The 18,266-nt window shown below is 55.7% G+C and carries 14 protein-coding genes; 1 reads left to right on the top strand and 13 read right to left on the bottom strand.

Translation table 11 applies throughout. The features are described from left to right. The 9 genes from tssG to ACF2JD_RS22560 all read right to left on the bottom strand — a co-directional run bounded on the left by tssG (position 1) and on the right by ACF2JD_RS22560 (position 9,690). Complete coding sequence (tssG, locus tag ACF2JD_RS01020; protein WP_139744855.1) at positions 1-999, bottom strand: type VI secretion system baseplate subunit TssG; 999 nt, start codon at positions 997-999, stop codon at positions 1-3. Beyond that, a complete protein-coding gene (tssF, locus tag ACF2JD_RS01025; protein WP_440986579.1) occupies positions 963-2,729 on the bottom strand; it encodes a type VI secretion system baseplate subunit TssF in 1,767 nt (588 codons plus the stop codon). Before tssF ends, tssG begins: the two co-directional genes overlap by 37 nt. A gap of 5 nt (positions 2,730-2,734) precedes the next feature. Continuing rightward, complete coding sequence (tssE, locus tag ACF2JD_RS01030) at positions 2,735-3,166, bottom strand: type VI secretion system baseplate subunit TssE (RefSeq protein WP_025326630.1); 432 nt, start codon at positions 3,164-3,166, stop codon at positions 2,735-2,737. A gap of 6 nt (positions 3,167-3,172) precedes the next feature. Then, positions 3,173-4,651 carry a type VI secretion system contractile sheath large subunit gene (gene tssC, locus ACF2JD_RS01035; RefSeq protein WP_025326629.1) on the bottom strand — a complete coding sequence of 493 codons (1,479 nt, stop codon included), beginning with the start codon at positions 4,649-4,651 and terminating at the stop codon, positions 3,173-3,175. A 36-nt stretch (positions 4,652-4,687) separates the two neighbouring features. Beyond that, positions 4,688-5,191: a type VI secretion system contractile sheath small subunit gene (gene tssB, locus ACF2JD_RS01040; RefSeq protein WP_025326628.1), complete on the bottom strand. Its 504-nt coding sequence runs from the start codon at positions 5,189-5,191 to the stop codon at positions 4,688-4,690. A gap of 684 nt (positions 5,192-5,875) precedes the next feature. Continuing rightward, the gene (locus ACF2JD_RS01045) at positions 5,876-7,261 is read right to left on the bottom strand and encodes a tetratricopeptide repeat protein (RefSeq protein ID WP_440986580.1); all 1,386 of its coding nucleotides are present in this window, start codon (positions 7,259-7,261) and stop codon (positions 5,876-5,878) included. 140 nt (positions 7,262-7,401) lie between these two features. Beyond that, complete coding sequence (locus ACF2JD_RS01050) at positions 7,402-7,947, bottom strand: DUF6630 family protein (protein ID WP_440986581.1); 546 nt, start codon at positions 7,945-7,947, stop codon at positions 7,402-7,404. A 607-nt stretch (positions 7,948-8,554) separates the two neighbouring features. Further along, positions 8,555-8,776: a hypothetical protein gene (locus ACF2JD_RS01055; protein ID WP_042036294.1), complete on the bottom strand. Its 222-nt coding sequence runs from the start codon at positions 8,774-8,776 to the stop codon at positions 8,555-8,557. Positions 8,777-8,778: 2 nt separating this feature from the next. After that, positions 8,779-9,690 carry an RHS repeat-associated core domain-containing protein gene (locus ACF2JD_RS22560; RefSeq protein ID WP_456305322.1) on the bottom strand — a complete coding sequence of 304 codons (912 nt, stop codon included), beginning with the start codon at positions 9,688-9,690 and terminating at the stop codon, positions 8,779-8,781. On the opposite strand from ACF2JD_RS22560, the gene ACF2JD_RS22565 reads away from it, so the two are divergent. Further along, positions 9,649-9,924, top strand: coding sequence for a hypothetical protein (locus ACF2JD_RS22565; RefSeq protein ID WP_456305319.1), 276 nt, complete (start codon positions 9,649-9,651; stop codon positions 9,922-9,924). The genes ACF2JD_RS22560 and ACF2JD_RS22565 overlap by 42 nt on opposite strands. 311 nt (positions 9,925-10,235) lie before the next feature. Here the strand turns inward: ACF2JD_RS22565 and ACF2JD_RS01065 are convergent, their stop codons facing one another. From ACF2JD_RS01065 to tssI, 4 genes are read right to left on the bottom strand one after another with little or no spacing between them, the layout of a single operon-like run. Then, positions 10,236-10,511 carry a hypothetical protein gene (locus tag ACF2JD_RS01065; protein ID WP_408849600.1) on the bottom strand — a complete coding sequence of 92 codons (276 nt, stop codon included), beginning with the start codon at positions 10,509-10,511 and terminating at the stop codon, positions 10,236-10,238. After that, positions 10,511-15,343: a polymorphic toxin type 46 domain-containing protein gene (locus ACF2JD_RS01070; protein WP_440986582.1), complete on the bottom strand. Its 4,833-nt coding sequence runs from the start codon at positions 15,341-15,343 to the stop codon at positions 10,511-10,513. Before ACF2JD_RS01070 ends, ACF2JD_RS01065 begins: the two co-directional genes overlap by 1 nt. Beyond that, positions 15,340-16,071 (bottom strand): DUF4123 domain-containing protein, encoded by a 732-nt coding sequence (locus ACF2JD_RS01075; protein WP_440986583.1) that lies wholly within the window; start codon positions 16,069-16,071, stop codon positions 15,340-15,342. Before ACF2JD_RS01075 ends, ACF2JD_RS01070 begins: the two co-directional genes overlap by 4 nt. Beyond that, the gene (tssI, locus tag ACF2JD_RS01080) at positions 16,061-18,127 is read right to left on the bottom strand and encodes a type VI secretion system tip protein TssI/VgrG (protein WP_440986584.1); all 2,067 of its coding nucleotides are present in this window, start codon (positions 18,125-18,127) and stop codon (positions 16,061-16,063) included. Before tssI ends, ACF2JD_RS01075 begins: the two co-directional genes overlap by 11 nt. Positions 18,128-18,266: the final 139 nt, after the last annotated feature.

The following is an 18,266-nucleotide window of genomic DNA, read 5'->3' on the forward strand; positions in this document are numbered from 1 at the left end:
TCACTCCTGCACACAAATGGTCACGAAGGGATCACTCGGCGGCTGGCCAAGAAAGGTACTCCACCCCAGGCGGGCACTCTGCTCCTCCCCCAACCGCAGCCCCCTGGCCTGCTCCTGGCCGAAACCAAGTCGCAGATCCCAGGCCAGCTGATCGCGCAGGATGAAGGAGACAAAGGTCACCAGGGCGGGGAAGTGCTCCCCGTTCGGCAGAAACCCGAGAAACTGCCCAAAACTCAGGTTGTTGATCTTCAATAAAAACTTGCCCGCGCAGTCATTCACCTTGTCGCCGATGACAAAATCATCCCCCAGGGTGGCGCAGGCGCTGCCCAGCCGGTTTTGCTGATCCTGATGAATGGGCACCCTGCGCCACTGCCAGGCACTCACCTCCACCTGCGCCAGATCGAAGCAGTGGGCCACCAGACCGGCCACCACCTCGGGGGAGCGGCTGGGGCTGGCCAGCAGCCCCGCATAGGAGAGCATCTTGGCGCGGTTGACCGGCAGGCTCTGGCAGACCGCCTCGTTGCCCAGCCCCACCAGGGCGAACATCAGACGGGAGAAACCATCCTCGCCGTTGTCCTGAAAGCGCACGTGATAGCGATACTTGCGCCAGATCCGGTGCAGCAGGGTCAGCAGACGGTGGTGGAAGAAGTCCAGAAACAGACCCAGCTTCTGCTCCCCCTGGGCGTACTCCCACGCCAGGGAGTCCAGGTAGTAGCCGGGCATGGGCGACTGGCTGCCGTGCAGACCGAGGAAGGCCACCTCCAGCTCGTGGCGCCCCTTGCCATCGCGGCCGATCTGCAGCACGTCGCTGGTGGGAAAACCGAGGGAGGCGGTCGCCTTGAAGCGGATCCCCTCATCCCCGGGCAGGTGATCCAGCCTGCGCTCCTGATCGGTACCGTCCAGCCGGTTGAGCAGCTCAACCAGCTGGAAGAAACTGAAGCGGGGTGCGTCCCTGGCGGACGTCACATCAGGGAGTGCTGACCGATCTGGACTGGCCACAGGTAACGCTCCTTGTTGTCGAGATTGACCACCTCAAGGAGGTGGAAGGCATTGACGCTGGCATACAGCGAGAAGAAGTGGGCCAGCACTGTGCTGAACAGGTAGAGCTCCCCTTCGCTGCCAAAGGCGGACTGGCGGATGGAGAGCACCGACTTGAGCCCGCGCACCGGCATGCCCCGCACCAGCCTGTCCACCGGGCTGGTTTCGATCTGCTCTATCCCCGCCAGCCGCTTGCGCGACGCCTGCTCCGCCTGCTTGTCGTGCAGTGCCGGAAAATCGTAGGTGCGCAGCACCTGCACCAGGGCATCGCGGCGCAGCAGGGAGACATAGTTGAGCGAGAGGTTGGAGATTAGCGTCCAGTGCAGGCTGCCATCGAGGGCCGGCCGCAACGGCCGGGTCGGCCGGATCAGGTTGCGGAAGGTGGCAAACGAGGGCGAGCTGCCGGTGGGCACGCAGATGCTGCCCACCTTGAGACGGGCGGCACGGGAGCGGTTGGTGCAGGTCAGGGTGACAGAGATGGACTCATCCAGATTGACTGTGGTGGTTTCATCCCCCCGCACGAAGGAGAGGCTGTGCTCGAAACCGTCGCCGCTCACCGACTCTCTGACCCGCACCCGGTAATAGAGCGCCAGCCGCTGCTTGGCCCGCTCTATCTGGTGCTGGAAACTCTCGAACGGCTGATAGATGCGCGGCGTACCGCGGGAACGTCCCAGGTTGCCCTCGACCCAGCCCTCGACCTCATCGACCGAGAAGATCTCGAAGCTGTCCGCATGGCGATAACTCGCCTTGAGGGGGTACTCCGTCTGGCGACCGTTGAGGTTGACCGGCTCGCTGTCGTGCTGGAACAAATTGATGGCCGGCACGCAGTTGAGCATGAAGGAGTCGGGGCGGATCTTGAGTTCCGCCGGCAGGGGCCGGTCGAAACAGAAGTGGATCTGGAATTCACTCACCGGCAGCGGCTGTTTGGGCCAGTCGCCACCGCTGAGTTCAAAGAAGAGGAAGCTCTCCGGGAAGCAGAAGTACTCCTGCAGGATCCGGTAGCCGGAGTAGACGTTGTTCGGATAGGGCAGGAGCGCATCGTCGCGCTCGAAGCCGACGGGCTTGAGTGCCTTGGCCTCCTGGCGAAAGCGCTTGCCGTCGATCTCCAGCTCGATATGGGAGAGCTGGTTGGAGAGCCAGAAGTAGAGCTCATAGGCGGTGTAACTGTCGCCACCGAGGAAGAAACGCAGCTTGTCCAGCTGCAGTTCGCTCAATGGCAAGGGGGCATGCAGGGCGATATCCAGCGAAATGGTGGAGAGATCGTTGCCGCTTTGGGCAGCGATGTGGCGGATATCGGCCGGATAGACCCAGGCATCGTGACTGGTCTGGAAGTGACAGGTCACTTCGTCCATGGGCAGGCTGTCGAGCTGGCAGCCTTGCTTCACCAGCGCCGGCTGGGTGATGGCTCCCGGAATGACCGAGAACTGCATGATGGTCATGCTGGGCACGGGGCGCAGATAGTTGGGCCAGAGCATATTGAGCAGACCGTGAGTCAGCTCGGGGAACTCATCCTCTATCTTGGCGCGCAGATTGCCGGTGAGAAACGCGAAGCCTTCCAGCAAGCGTTCCACGTCCGGATCGGTATTTTGCTCCGACAGGAAACGGGTGAGTTCGGGATGCGCATCGGCAAATTCGCGCCCTTGCAGGCGCAAAAATGCCAATTCATCCCTGAAGTAATGTTCCAGCGACATTGAGATCAGACCATGCGGTAGTGACGGTGGCTGTCCATATGGACGTTGAACGAGGTAACCTGCTCGATATGCTCCAGTCTCACGTGGGCCGTCACCTGAAACGACATCTCAAGCGGGCTCGCCTGATGGTCGGGTGAACGGACATCCACATGAATGATCCGCGGCTCATAGCGGCGGATGCATTGCCGGATCGCCTCACGGATCCGCCCACGGATGTCGGCGCTGCCCTGGGTGGCATCATTGAGATCGATGACACCGAGCTCGGGCGCGCTGCGGCAATTGCCGGGGCGAGTGTTGAGGATCTGATCGAGCTGGCGTTTGACCGAGTCGATCAGCTCCTCAACGTCCGATTGGGGGGAGGAGACGAGCCCCTCCCCCCGGATCCGGTCAAACAGACTGGCCGCATTGCCTCTATCCCAGGAAGAGAGATACGGCATCGGGCATTATTCCTTGTCCAGACGACCCACCAGGGACAGCTCGAAGCTGGCACCCATGTACTTGAAGTGCGGGCGCACGGCCATGGCGACCTGATACCAGCCCGGCTCCCCTTCCACGTCCAGCACCTTGATCTGGGCGGCACGCAGCGGGCGACGGCTGCGCACATCTGCCGGCGGGTTCTCCTGATCGGCCACGTACTGCTTGATCCAGCCGTTCAGTTCACGCTCCAGATCCTGACGCTCCTTCCAGGAGCCGATCTGCTCGCGCTGCAGCACTTTGATGTAGTGCGCCAGGCGATTGATGATGAACATGTAGGGCAGCTGGGTGCCGAGCTTGTAGTTGGTCTCCGCTTCCTTGCCTTCTTTGGTGTTCGGGAACACCTTGGGTTTTTGCACCGAGTTGGCGGAGAAGAAGGCCGCGTTGTCGCTGTCCTTGCGCATGGTCAGGGTGATGAAGCCCTCTTCCGACAGCTCGTATTCGCGGCGATCCGTGATCAGCACCTCGGTCGGGATCTTCGCCTGCAGCTGACCCATGGCCTCGTAGACATGCACCGGCAGATCATGGATGGCCCCCCCGCTCTGGGGACCTATGATGTTCGGGCACCAGCGATACTTGGCGAAGCTGTCGGTCAGGGAGGTGCCCATCAGATAGGCGGTGTTGCCCCACAGGTAATGGTCGTGATCCGAGCTGATGTCTTCCTGATAGTTGAAGCCCTTGATGGGGTTTTCGGTCGGATCATAGGGCAGACGGGCCAGGAAACGCGGTGCGGTCAGCCCCAGATAGCGGGCATCTTCCGATTCACGCAGGGAGCGCCACTTGGTGTAGGACGGGCCTTCGAAGACCGACTTGAGATCCTTGATGGACGGCAGATCGGTGAAGCTGTCCACGCCAAAGAAGGCCGGTGCGACAGAGGAGATGAAAGGCGCGTGGGCCATGGCCCCCACCGCACTGACATACTGCATCAGCTTGATGTCGGGCGAGCTGTGGGTGAAGGCATAGTCGCCGATCACGGCGCCGACAGGCTGGCCGCCAAACTGGCCGTAACCGGTCGAGTAAACATGCTTGTAGAGACCGGACTGGGTGATCTCGGGCGAGAATTCGAAATCCTCCAGCAGCTCTTCCTTGGTCGCATGGAGCACCTGGATCTTGATGTTTTCACGAAAATCGGTGCGATCCACCAGCAGCTTGAGGGAGCGCCAGGAGGACTCCAGCTCCTGCACCTCTTTGGCGTGCAGGATGACGTCCATCTGCTTGCTCAGCTTCTTGTCGAGCTCGACAATCATGCTGTCCACCAGCGCCTTGTTGACCGGCTCCGAGGTGGTACCGCTGTCCAGAATGTTGGCGATCAGGGCGGCAACCCCCTGCTTGGCGACACTGTATCCCTCATCCACCGGTGTGATGCGGGCCTGCGCCATGATTTCGTCCAGCAAGGACGAGGAGGCCGCACTCGCCCCCGCTTGAACCTGTTCTTCGACCAAAGACATATTTTTTCCTTATCAGTCAGTCAATTAATCTGCGGATCACTCGGCAGGCTTAATCAGATCCAGCTCCTTGAGCAGTTGCTCGCGAGCCTCGTCACTGGACAGCAGATCCTGTAAACGATTGCGGAAGGACGGGATATTTCCCAGGGGTCCTTTCAGGGCAACCAGGGCCTCACGCAGTTCCAGCAGCTTGCGCAGCTCGGGAACCTGCTGGGCTACGCTGTCGGGGGTGAAGTCTTCCAGAGACTGGATCTTGATCGACACTGGCAACTCGTCCTGGCTGTTTTCTTCCAGACGGTTGGGAACGGAGAACTTCAGCTCCAGTGCAGATTCTTTCATGACAGAGGAAAAATTATTCTTGTCGATGGAGACGGTTTGACGCTCCTCAATGGGGGTCTCTTCCGTGCGTCCTTTCATATTGCCAACCACCATCATGGTCAACGGAAGCTCTATTTCCGCCTGTTGACCACCGGTTGCCGGCACATATTTGATATTGATACGCTCTTTGGGCGCAACAGTGGCGCCATCAATTCCTTTTCCCATGCTCTAAATACCAAGTTAAGGATCCATGAAGACCCTAAAGCTTATAGCCAATGCATCTGTCAGCAACTGTAACAAATGACAGTTGACGGGATCGGCAGGGATCCTGACAAAAAAACATCAGCCGACGGTGCATTCTCGATATATGCCAAGGCGAGGCTTGGCAACCGAAAACACAGTATGCATCTTGTTACTTAATACAACCCGATAACGTCTCTACTCTTTGTTAGAGATCATCTTGGCTAGAGAGCCATTTGCGACAAATGGTATATTTTAAAATATCAATGAGTCAACAATAAATTATTAAATATGGATTTTAAAAGCACAATGAAATAAAAAACCAAATAAAAACAACTAGTTAGTGAATGGTCGGGAGCTTAATACAGAATTGTAACAAACAAGAGTAAATCAGAAAAAACCATTATTAATGTAGGATAAATCTGATATTTACCAAAGATGTGAAGTGAACTTCACATCATGAAAAAGGTCAATCAACAATCTATTTAAAGATTGATTATGTAACAAAAGGTATCTGCTGATAAATAAGAAAGCCGCCATGATGTAGTTTCATGACGGCATCATAACGGCTTCATGACTGATTAGTGACAAGAGAACCGGAGCAATAGGGGGGGAAAGATGTCATTCATTCACTGCGAATATGTGACATCGGCAACCATATTCGTGGCGCTAAATGTCGTTGCGTGGCTGCACCAGCTGACGGTTTTTTTCCAGTGTCACAAACCAGTGCTGCGCCAGTTTCTGTCCAGCTCCCTTCTCTTGTTCTGTCATGCCTTTTTCCAGCTCACGGCTGGCGGCTGTCGCATCTGTATTGCCATCCGTGGCTGCCAGCAAATACCATGCATAGGCATGCAATCTATTACGAGGCGCCCCCCAGCCCTGTTCACGCATGGTACCCATACGATATTGGGCTTGACGGTGGTTGGCATTTGCCGCCAGTCGGTACTGTTTCAATGCCAGGCTGTAGTCCGCCTCGCCGCCGAGTCCCAGCCGCAACATCTCGCCATAGGCATAGCGGGCATCCACATTGCCTTCACCCGCCGCAAGGGAAAGGCTCTGGCGAGCCGCCTTCAGCTCTCCCCTCTCCTGCTGCAAGATTGCCAGCTCAAGTTGAGCCTGACTCACACCGCCAGCAGCAGCCAGGGTCAGCCAATGTTCACGGGCAACTTCATCGGTCTGCTGCAGGCTCAACTGGTATTCGGCCTCATGGAAGCCCTGGCCTGCGGCCAGCTCCAGCCAGTACCTGCCCAGCGCCAGATCCTGGGGCACCTGTTCACCCGCCAGATAGGCCTGCCCCAGCCACAGCTGAGCTGATGGCGAGCCCGCATTGGCGGCACGCTGATAAAGGGGAAACGCCTCTGTCGTATTCGCTTTGCGAGCCAGGGTCAACAAGGCATCCGGTTGCTGCTGAGCGGCAGCCTTTTCGTACCAACGCTGGGCAAGGTCGGGACGTTTGCTCACCCCCTTGCCCTGCTCATAACGCAGGCCGAGCCGATATTGGGCGTCACGATTACCCTGCTCGGCGGCCTTTTCCAGCCACTGAACCGCATCGACATCGGCGCCGGGCTGGCTGGCATACCACTCCCCCAGGATCAACTGAGCGCCGGCATGATCCCGTTTGGCAGCCTGCTCGAACCACTCGAGACACGCGCTCACCAACTTATCCTGGTGTTGACGCTGGCATTCCTTGCCAAGTTGATAGCTGGCGTCCCGATTGCCCAGCTTGGCCGAACGCTGCCACCAGTCATGGGCCAGCCTGGGGTTCTTGGGCTCACCCAAACCAGCCTGATACCAGCTCCCTACCTGCAGCGCCGCTTTACCGCGAATATCGGCATCCGCCGCCAAAGGCCCGGTTTGATCCGCGGCCTGCTTCATCCAGCGCATCGCCTCTGGATAATCGGGCTTGGCAGCCAGACGATTGGCAAGCTCATATTGCGCCTTGCCCTGGCCCTGGCGGGCAGCTTGAGAGAGTTCAGACTCGGTGAGTGGTGTAGTTGTGGTACAAGCGATTAACCAGCTGCTAGCCAGTACCAACCATAATGTGCGGTATGTCATTATCTATATCTGCGAATAATTGAGATGGAGGGGGTGGCTGCGTGCATAACACTTTTTGACCACCTGATGTATTTGCTATTTCTCTTCAGCTCTCTTTAAAATTGACCGTTTTCTAGAGACCCTCATGCCGATACAAAGCACTATTGCTCGTTCACGTGGTCCAGCTTGACCAGGTTCAGACCCAGCTTGCGCCCCTCGTTTAACAGCTTATCGAGAATATCAGAGCGACAAATAAAACCTGTATATTGATCAGCATCTAAATCCCAAAGCACAACTTCATATCCTCGCGCTTGCAGCCACAAGTCATAAAGCACCAACATGCTCCAAACCGATGCATCCTCATCCGGCTCGGAGCAAATGAAGTGCTCCTTCAAACCATGCATATCCGCCAATGCGTTGCCCTGTAACTCAACTTCCTCGACATCTCGCCAGTCGATATTGAGACATCCCCAATGCTCATCGGAATTCAGCGCCACAAGTGTTGACACTATACCGTTCTGTAGCGCATCGGCATTGGTATTCATCAGAGAGTTCAACCTGCCGACTCGGATCTCTTCAGGCAGGGGGGATAGCAACGTTGATAAAAACCATTTTTTTCTTCGTCTTTCGACATAAACCATGGGAATCAACAGGGGAGACAAGATGATGACAGAGAGGAGCAGGAATACTTTTTTTATCACCTTCACTTGTTTTCCTCAATTCCTTTTCATACAGAACCACGGGACCAAGCCATGTCGCAATAGCAGCAAAATGTCACCTGGTTAGAGATATATCGATCATGCAGGCTATGCATGATCGATGTGACCACTACACACCGCTTAGCTCGTCATTGAGGTAGTGGTAAGCCAGCTGGTTGCCATCGGGCAGCTGCCAGTGGGACAGCCGCCCCATGGCATCATGCTTGAAATAGCTGGAAGCCAAGCTCGTCCCACTCGGCCGTCACCTTGCCGTATGGGATATGGAAGTAAAGAGATAGAAAAGTCAGGACATAGCGTTATCCTGGCCTTTACACATCCACATATTGAAAGAGGGCTAACTGCGTTAATAACGGTTCAGTCCGCTGTCCGGCGATAACCAGACCTATACAGATTGCTTCTCGAACGCAGATTACGCTGAACTAATCGAGCCTACCGCCCTAGTCACAACCACTGCTCGATAGTACAGATCGCCTTGCGCTGGTTAAAAAACAATCCAACCCAAGTTATCTCTATTGAGTTAAAATTCTCTCTTACGACTCAGCCTCGAACGCTTGTTCTCAGTAAAAATCGTGAGAATCTCAATATTTATATTGGTCTAACCATAACGATACATAGCTTCATCAAGTAGCTCTTTCTCAGCATCAGAGTACTTTGATTGGTCATACCCTTTCATACTCTCCCAAATCCCCCTTATGGGTATTCGTCTATTCTTATCTTTGAGAATTTCAATCAGATTTTCATAGTCATAAAAAAAATCCTCTTTATGATTTTCAATAAGAATTATTAATTGTTCTCTAAAGTATTCACCTTCGGTCATAATCATTCCTTTGGTAAAATATCAATTGCATCAGCCTTTATATATAAAGATTCATCCGTGTTAGGAACTAATTGTCTAGCACCACCCTTTCCATACTCTGGATAAGCCTCAGTGAATGGTTCTAGATCAGGCCCTTTCCCCCCATGACTTCTAGGCACTTCCACTCTTGGAACACCTGATTCATCATATAATTGCAAAGTATCAAACTTGACACGTAATCGTCCATCACTCCATGACTTATCTGGATCATTCATCGTCACATGTTTTGGTGCTCGGATCTGGAATGCCTCTGTAACCTGATCACCTGTATCTAATTTATCAAAACCAAAATATGATAGTCGAGCCTCTCCCGTATTAATTGCATCTTGGCCGTATTTATATAATGAGCCATCATCATTTAAATATCTATCATACCGATACCCAGTACTCGGCAAAGTCGAATCCGAGCCACTTGGTCCAACATAAAAGTCAGGTTTACTACCATCAACACGCGGCGGCTCTTCCGGCCCGCCTTGTCGCTTAGGTCGAGCAACCTCATTAACATCAGGACATTGCCCCGGTACATTACTTAACCCCAGCGGATCCACCCAGCCGGTCGGGTTGGGAGCATACTGGTAGTTGTTGAGCCCGCCAGCCAAGCCTATCGGGTCGGGGGTGATAAATCTACCTGTCTCGGGCTGGTAGTAGCGGTGGCGGTTGTAGTGCAACCCTGTCTCGGCATCATAATACTGGCCTTGGAAACGCAAGGGAGTTGCCACCTCAGCAACCTCCTCCCGCCACACATTGCCATAAGCGCGATAACGCACCTGCCAGGCGGTCGCTCCATTATCACGAGTCAACGCCAGCGGGGTACCGAGGTGGTCAAGTTGATAATGGAATACCTCGGCATCCTGCCCTTCCCCTTCCAGCTGCACCAATGGCTTGAAGCTGCCCGGCTCATAGATAAAGCTGCGGTATTGCTCGTCGGTACGACGTTTATCACCACCAAGCTGATAACTGCTTTCGGCAATCAGGTTGTTGGCCTGCTACAAGAATTCGATGCTCTTCTCGCTATCCTAGTTTTCAATCTCGCTCAAGAAGAGGTTGGTGGTGTCGTCGCGATACGTCAGCGCCCTGCCACCCACGGGATGTGGCGACGCACCAAATGAAGCCCGAGTTGATATTCGTAGCGAGTCTCGCTGCCCAGCCAGCCCCACTAGCTCGTCACCTGACAGTAAAGGGGAAGTCAACATATAAAAAGATAAGAAAATGGCGTTATTCTGACCTTTACACATCCACATTTTGAAAAAATAACTGAGTTAATAAGAGTATCCAGCTATAACCTGATCTGCACTGATCACTCAGAAAATACCGGCTTACGCGGGGAAAAATCGAGCCTACGACTCTGCTTGGTATACAACCTCAACCATTAGAAGGCTCACCCAAAATCGCATACACCACAACACTTACATTTTTATCTTTATATTCTAGACAACCATAGTTCACATTGCTTTACGTAGTCATCTTTTTGAAATTTATGAGAAACAACCTTTTCCACCTCATCCCATCCTCCATTAGAATTCTCTGAATATAGAATCAACCATCCTTCCCTACCATCATTCTCAATTAGATAACTATCACCATTCTTTTTTAGCAAAGCGGTCCATGACAAAAAAAATTCTTTGAAATCTGTAAACTGCTCTAATAAAAAACGGTTTTTCAAAGCCATTTGTTGAAAATCATCTTTATCAATCATTATTCAACACCCTCTACAAATATATGTTTTTCTGTGGTAAAGAGCTGGGTGCCACCACCAGAAGATGGCTGACTCACACCTCTAACAGACCAAGTATCATCAATTTCCTTAGAGGTAGAACGAATCACTTTAGTTTTTTCATTAACTACATATTGTTTTTTCAGTTTAAGTTCCACTGTACCTTTAGCCCTATTCTCCCCCATCTTACCAATACCCAACTCTGATGGCGTTACACTGCTATGCAGTGCATAGTAATTACCTTGTGGGGCACCTGGTGATTGATACTGATATACTTTTTTACCTCTATTGAGGGTTTCAACACGCACATCGTGACTGAAGTCAATTCCATTCAAATGACTAGGTATGCTTTCCTCGGCAAAACCCTGCCCCTTATAAAAGTCAAATGCAATTTTTTTCCTAGCTCTCTGATTTATGTCAGCATTGATATCACCAGTACGGCCAAACTGATTATTTAGATATTCTCGTCTTGTAAGATCTTTATCTGAACCAGGACATTGCCCCGGTACATTACTTAACCCCAGCGGATCCACCCAGCCGGTCGGGTTGGGAGCGTACTGGTAGTTGTTCAAACCGCCCGCCAAGCCTATCGGGTCGGGGGTGATAAATCTACCCGTCTCAGGTTGGTAGTAGCGGTGCCGGTTGTAGTGAAGGCCGGTCTCGGCATCAAAATATTGCCCCTGAAAACGCAAGGGAGTGGTAACATCGGCGATCTCTTCCCGCCACACATTGCCATAGGCGTGATAGCGCACCTGCCAGGCGGTCGCCCCATTATCACGAGTCAACGCCAGCGGGGTACCGAGGTGGTCAAGTTGATAATGGAATACCTCGGCCTCCTGCCCTTCCCCTTCCAGCTGCACCAATGGCTTGAAGCTGCCCGGCTCATAGATAAAGCTGCGGTATTGCTCGTCGGTACGACGTTTATCACCACCAAGCTGATAACTGCTCTCGGCAATCAGGTTGTTGGCCTGCCACAAGAATTCGGTGACCAGCCCGTCCTTTGCCCCACTCACCGTCTTGCGAATACGGCGGCCAAAAGCGTCGTAGTCATAATTGGCCGTGGTGCCATCCGGCAGTTCAGCCCTGACTAGCTGATGCTGACAGTCGTAGTGATAACGGGTAACCAACGACTGGCCTTTGCCACGTCGCTCTACTGCCAGTCGGCCAAATTCGTCGTACTCAAAATGGCGATCGCCACTCAACAGCAGCCGGTTACCCTGGGTGCGCGCCCCCTCAAACTTACCACCCAGCGTCTGGCTCAACAGGTTGCCCGCCGGATCGTGCAGGAACCGCTCGGTCAGTTCACCACGCACCTCCAGCAAGCGGTCCAGCGGGTCGTAGCTGTAGTGCTGCTCCCCTTGTACGCTGTCATTGATCTGCAGCAGATTGCCGGTGCGGTCATAGCCGTAGCGCCGCTCACGGGCGACCTGTTTGCCCCGTTGCAGTCGCAGCGCCGTCAGGCGCCCCTGCTCGTCATATTCGTATTGTTGGGTCAGCGCCCCCTGGCTGCGTCGCATCTCCAGTCCGCCCACCCTCTGGTGGCGAGTCAGCTCGGCGCCGTTCAGATCAATCCCGCTTAGCTCGCCATGCAGGTAGTGGTAAGCCAACTTGTTGCCATCGGGCAACTGCCAGTGGGCCAGCCGCCCCATGGCATCATGCTTGAAATAGCTGGAAGCCCAGCCCTGATGCTCGGCCAGCAGATTGCCTGCGGTATCGTATTCAAAGGTGAGCGGCCAGGCGCCATCATCCACCTGGGTCAACTGACCGTACTGGTCATAGCTGAACTGGATTTCACGGCCATCGGGCAAGGTTTTTTTAAGCAGCCGCCCCATGGGGTCTCGCTCATAGCGGGTGACCAACTCGGTCTCCTGCTTGCCAAACTCGACCTTCTCGCTCAGGTGGCCGTTAAGGTCGTAGCGGTAAGCGGTGGTGCGGCCATCAAAGCCGGTTTCCCGCGCGACCAGGCCATTGGGGAAGTAGTGAATGCGGTGCTGTTCGCCATGCTCGTTCTCAATCTCGCTCAAGAAGAGCTTGGCATTGTCGTAGCGATACTTAAGCTCGCTGCCGTCCGGGTTGATGCGGCGGCTCACCAGATGCAGGCCGGGGTGATATTCGTAGCGGGTCTCGCGGCCCAGCTCGTCCCACTCGGCCGTCACCTTACCGTAGGCGTTATATTCGAAACGGCGGGAGCCACCACCAGGCAGATACACGGCTTGCAAGCGATCTGCCGCATTCCATTCATAACGGGTAATCGCGCCGCGCGGGTCGCGCCGTACTATCTGGCGACCCCGCTCGTCATAGCGCCAGCGGGTCACGCCACCGTTGGCACCCTTCTCCTCAATCAGCTGCCCAAGGCGGTTCCAGCCCAGTTCGATGCGGCTGCCATCGGGTTGCACCACGGTGCTGAGCTTGCCTTGCGCGTTATAGCTGTAGCGAGTCTCCCGCCCAAGGGGATCCCGTCTCGCAACCACATCGCCCTGCTGGTTGCGCTCGAAACGCCACTCACGATCCCCTTGTACGACTTTGCGAACACGGCCATCCCAGTAGCTATAGGCCGTCTGGTTGCCATCCGGGGCAACCTCGAGGGAGAGCAAGCCTGCATCGTCATAGTGATACAGGGTCTCCCCCCCCAGGGCATCACGAGCCAGCTCCTTTTGGCCCTTGTCGTTGTAAATAAATTCAGTGACTGCACCGTCCGGATCTTGCTGACGGATCAGCCGGGCGTTGCTGTCATGCTGGTACACCTCCTGACTGCCATCCGCATTGCTGACCGTCACTTCACCCTTGCCATCATCCCAGGTGTAACTGACATCAAAACGAGCCACATCACTCCAGTGGCGAACCGCGCGCGCAAGCTTTCCTTCCCGTTCCCATTCCCAGAAGAACCCTGCGCCGCCCGCCAGTCGGCGCTCCAGGATCACCCCATCGGAACGATAGCGGTAACGTTCGCACTCACCGGCCCCGTTTTCAGCCACCACCAGGTGTCCTGCATCGTCATAGTAATAACGTTGCAAGGTCGCTTCTGGCTGCCAGTTAATACCGTCAAAATGCTGCAATTCGACAGCAGCCAGATATGCCTTCTGATAGACAATGCGAAGAGCCAGACCGCCCTCGTTCTCTATCCAGCAGGGGCGCCCCTGCTCATCGGCACGGATAGTGAGCCGGTTGCCATAAAGGTCTGACATGGCCGTCAAACGGCCTGTCTTGCCATACCAGGTGAAATGCAGGAAGGGCGATCCCGCCTTGGCTACTATCACCTCGTCAGGCTCATCCCCCAGATAAACGGCCGCCTCTGACAACTGGTTGGTGATCATGGGCCTCGCTGTCGACGGCAGCGGCAGTTCGATGGTTAACGACTCCTGATCCCACCAGGTCAAACTATCACCGTGACGTTCGAGCCGATGGGCCAGCGCATGACTCCACCCCGCCCCCATGCCACAGGAACGTTCAACAGCTGACGTGCGATAGAGGCGACCAAAAGTAAAGGGCAGCAGGCCGGGCAGCAGCGCATCTTCCAGCGCCAACAACTCCTCTCCCGTCACCATGGAGACAGGGCAGTTGTTCTTGCTCGTTTTGGCGTCAGCTTGATGAGGTTTATTGGCTGGTGTCTTCGCAGCTTTCGAAGCATCCGGCGTCTTTTTAAGCTGCTTAAGCTCGGAATGGGGCTGGAATTTGCGCTTGGCTGCCGTCCCTTTCTCTACCAGCGTTTTTGTGCTGCCATCTACCAGTTTGAGATCAGCCTTCTTGGCAGGAGTCAGCTTGGCAGACCCGGCGATCAACACCTTCTTCGCCGTTTGGGCATGTTTAGCCAGATTGTGCTTTTTGGAGAGGTTAACCAGCGAGGTCACCAGACGCATCACCCTATCGCTGTTCTTAGCCACTGATGCAGCCTTGGCACCATAGCGGGCGGCAAGGCCAGCCCCACCGGTCAAAATCACACCGATGATGACATCAATCAGCACAGAGGAGATCACCTGAGACCCAAACTCGGTCTGCTGATCTGGCGGCAACATCTTGACCCAGCACACCAGGGCATAGGCATAAAGATAAAGAAGCGCTTCATCCTGCAATACCAGCATGGCGGCTTCCATCTGGGATGCCCCCGCCTTGGCCATGGCTGCAGCATCTACACCGAATTCAGCCAGTTTCTTGGCATTGCCCACCGGATCGGCCAACAATTCGTAGATGGTCTTGAGATCATCCCATACCCCGACCAGGGCTTTACCAATGCCGCTGGCGGCCGCCAGTACATGACTGCCAAATCCGGCCCCCTTGGCACTGTAACGGCCCCAGGCCGCCTTGTGTTCGTTGTTCCATTCTTTGGTAAGCCATGCTTCCAGATCTTTTTTCACTGGAGCATAGGAGGCAAACAAGGCGTCAAGGTCACTCTTCTTCACCTTGGGGTAAAAGGTCACCCGATAGGACTTGCCCGGTGTCAGTTTCCCGACTTCAGCAATCCCCTTGGCATCCAGGGTTCCCTCCTTCGCTACCGCTTCACTGACAAAACGTCCACGAACTATCTTGCCCGCTTCCACCTTGTAGGGGGTATTACCGATAGGAATAAAGCGCACGGATTCAAACAGATGGACCAGCCGCAAAGTGCCACTCAACGGGCACTGCGTCACCACGGATTGCGCCTTCTTGCTGCTCGAGGAGGCTTTTATCGTCTTGTCACCAACCTTGATGGTCTGTTCCATGTCCATACCCAGCATGTCGCCGAGAAAGAAACTTTCGGCATCCTTGCGGTACTCAGTCAGGGCATTGCGATAATCGGCGATCACCTGGGTGAAGACGGCCTGGCCGGCATTATTCATGCTTGAACCTCATTGAGCAGCGCCGCTTCCAGCACTGGAAATAGATCGATATCAGGGGATGGGTAACGGGAAACGAAACGGGCAACTTTGCACCTGAGATTGGCCTCGGGGAAAGACCAGTAAAGCTGGCCATTCTCATCTGCCAGTTGTTGCATCAGGTTGTTGATAAGGGGACCTGTATCTTGCCCGGCCAATACTGCTGCGATAGCTGGAGGAAGTTCCCACCAGGGAAATGGACGTACAGCACAGGGTTCCGATGGTTCCCATGAAAATGCATTGCCCTGACACCACATCGCATCCAGTTGCGGCAACAGAGTTGTCATGCCATCACCAAGCTGCGACACGATGGCAGACATATACACGCCATCCCAATAGCGAAAGAACACGGCTTCACCCTGATGCCAGATCTGGGTCAGCCCTTGCAGATGGGCATAGAGTGTGTCGGCGAGTTGCTCCGTAGAGAGCAGAAATCCCCAATCACGGGCCGAGGTGCTGGACGCCCACTCCAGAAAGGCACTGCCTTTATCCAGCGCCACCAGATAGGGCATGACGGGGTGCCAGTCTGCATAGGCAGTGCCGAGATAGAGGCCACGGGGGGTATGACGGCCATCCAGCTGGTAGTAGTGCTGTAAGGGGGCGGCATCGCTGGCCCCCGCCAGCACGGCATACAAAGAGGATGAGCTGTGTGCGCCGATCCACTCGGGTAACGAGATGACCTCAGATCTCACAAGCCCCCTCCTTGCACTTCTCGCACTCCTCACAGAAAGGAGCCGCACTCTTCATGGTGGCGAGCTGAGCCGGGCTCAGCGGCACCTTGGGTGGGGGAGGTACGGTAACCCCCTGGGGATCGATGGGAGACTTGCCCGCCCAACCGGCGCCCGAGCCCGGGCTGCCGCCCGAATTCATCTTGATGGTGGGGCCCACCAGGGTGACGCCACCGCCATCGACCTTGATAAAGCAGCCGCCCACCTTGACGGTGATCTCAGATCCCGCTTCCAGCACCACCTTGGCACCGGCTTTGACGTGCACTTCCTGCCCGGCCTGGGTGAGCCAGCTCTGTCCGAGCTTCTGGTGCATAGACGCATCCACGGTCAGCGAATAATCGCCCTTGATCTGGTCGCGTTTTTCGCCTTCCACCGTCAGATGGTCATTGCCCAGGCTCGATGGGGCCCCCTCCTTTCCCGGCACCTTTCTGATGCGGGTCACCCGCTCATTGTCGATGTCCCTGTGCTCGTCGTGCTTGATATGCCAGGCGACGTCGTTTTCGATGAGCAGGTTCAGGTCTTTCTGACCGTGGATATAGATCTCTTCCTGCCCCGCCTGGTCTTCGAAGCGCAGCTCGTTGAAGCCCTCCCCCTGATGGGTTTCGGTGCGCAGCACGGTGCGGGTCTTGTTGGCCGGCAACTCGTAGGGCGGCCGATTGGTGGTATGGAAGGTGCGACCGGTGATGATGGGCTGGTCCGGGTCCCCTTCGAGGAAACTCACTATGACCTCGTGGCCGATACGCGGGATGGCCATGATGCCGTACTGGCCGCCCGCCCAGCCCTGGCTGACCCGTACCCAGCAGGAGCTCATGTCATTGCTAGAGCCATAGCGGTCCCAGGGGAACTGCAGCTTCACCCGGCCATGCTCGTCGCAGTAAATCTCCTCCTCTTCAGGCCCCACCACTATGGCGATTTGCGGACCGTCCACCATAGGCCTGGCCGGCATCAGCGCCCGCCAGGTAGTGCTCGCTTTCACCACCCCAAACTCGTTGTGGTAGACGGTGGGGCCGCTACCCCCCTCCTCTTCCAACGCCTGGGGCTGCAAGCCGGTGTGGCTGATGCGCACCACTTGCCAGTCGGCATTGAGCGCCCCGTTAGGGTGTTCGGTGAGGGTAAAAGTCTGACCCGGCAGCAGAGCCGCGCAGTTGGATTTGCCACTGCCGGTGACGGCGTCGTTACGCAGGGCATCCAGCCTATGCTGGGCAAAGGCCTTGCCGCTCGGGTCCAGCTTGTAGCGGCCCGGGTAGTCGAAGTGCTGGTAGGTATCGCGCTGGTGCGCAAGCTCAGCCCCCACCTTCTTGTGGGAGAGGCCATAGGCCGGGGTCTTGAAGCTGTAGTCCTTGAGTTCTACGTCAGAAGGCCGCACCGCCTCCCGGTAGTGGAACTGGCGCACATTGGGCCCTTGTTCCAGCGAGCGATTGCCCAAGTTGAAGAAGAGCGCGGGGCCAGCGGTCAGGGCCGCTGCATCGTCGGCAAAGACGATGCGATGCTTGCCCTGCTCGAACTCAAAGAAGTAGAAGAGCCCCTCTTCCGCGGCGAGGCGATTGACGAAGTCGAGGTCGGACTCACGGTACTGGACGCAGTATTCCCGCTTGGCGTGCTCGTTCTTGAGCGCAAAGGCGTAGTCGGTGATGCCGTGCTCTTGCAGCAGGATGCTGAGGATTTCGTCGGGCTTCTGCGCCTGGAAGATGCGGGAATTCTGGCGAAGGGAAAGCCGCCATAGCGCCGGTTTAGCTTCAAGGGTGTAGCGGGTGCGGCGAAAACCGCTGTCCCCCTGCGCCATGTCGCTCACCACACCGCACACCCGGCGCTGAAGTTCACCGCTGTACCACACCAAGAGCTCGCACGGCTGGTCCAGCACGGCGCCGAAATCCACATCGGGCTCAGGGCTTGCCAGCTCAAGGCGCAGGCGAAATGGCTGGTTCAGCCCCTCGTCCAGGGCAAACTCCGCCACCACAAAGGTGCTCTCGGGCAGGGCCCCCACCTTGACGGTAAATTGTAATCCTGTGCTGTCTGCCATCGGTGCGCCTCTGCTGTGAACCCGGCCCTGCAATACTGCCGGGTGACGTCAAGGGGAGTGAGAGATCCGCCCTGGCTGCCACTTTTTCGCCGCCATGGCTACCGCACGCCCAAAGGCGCGCGGTTGGAACTTCAGTCGA

This window comes from Aeromonas ichthyocola, assembly GCF_046087985.1.
Lineage (GTDB): Bacteria > Pseudomonadota > Gammaproteobacteria > Enterobacterales > Aeromonadaceae > Aeromonas > Aeromonas rivipollensis.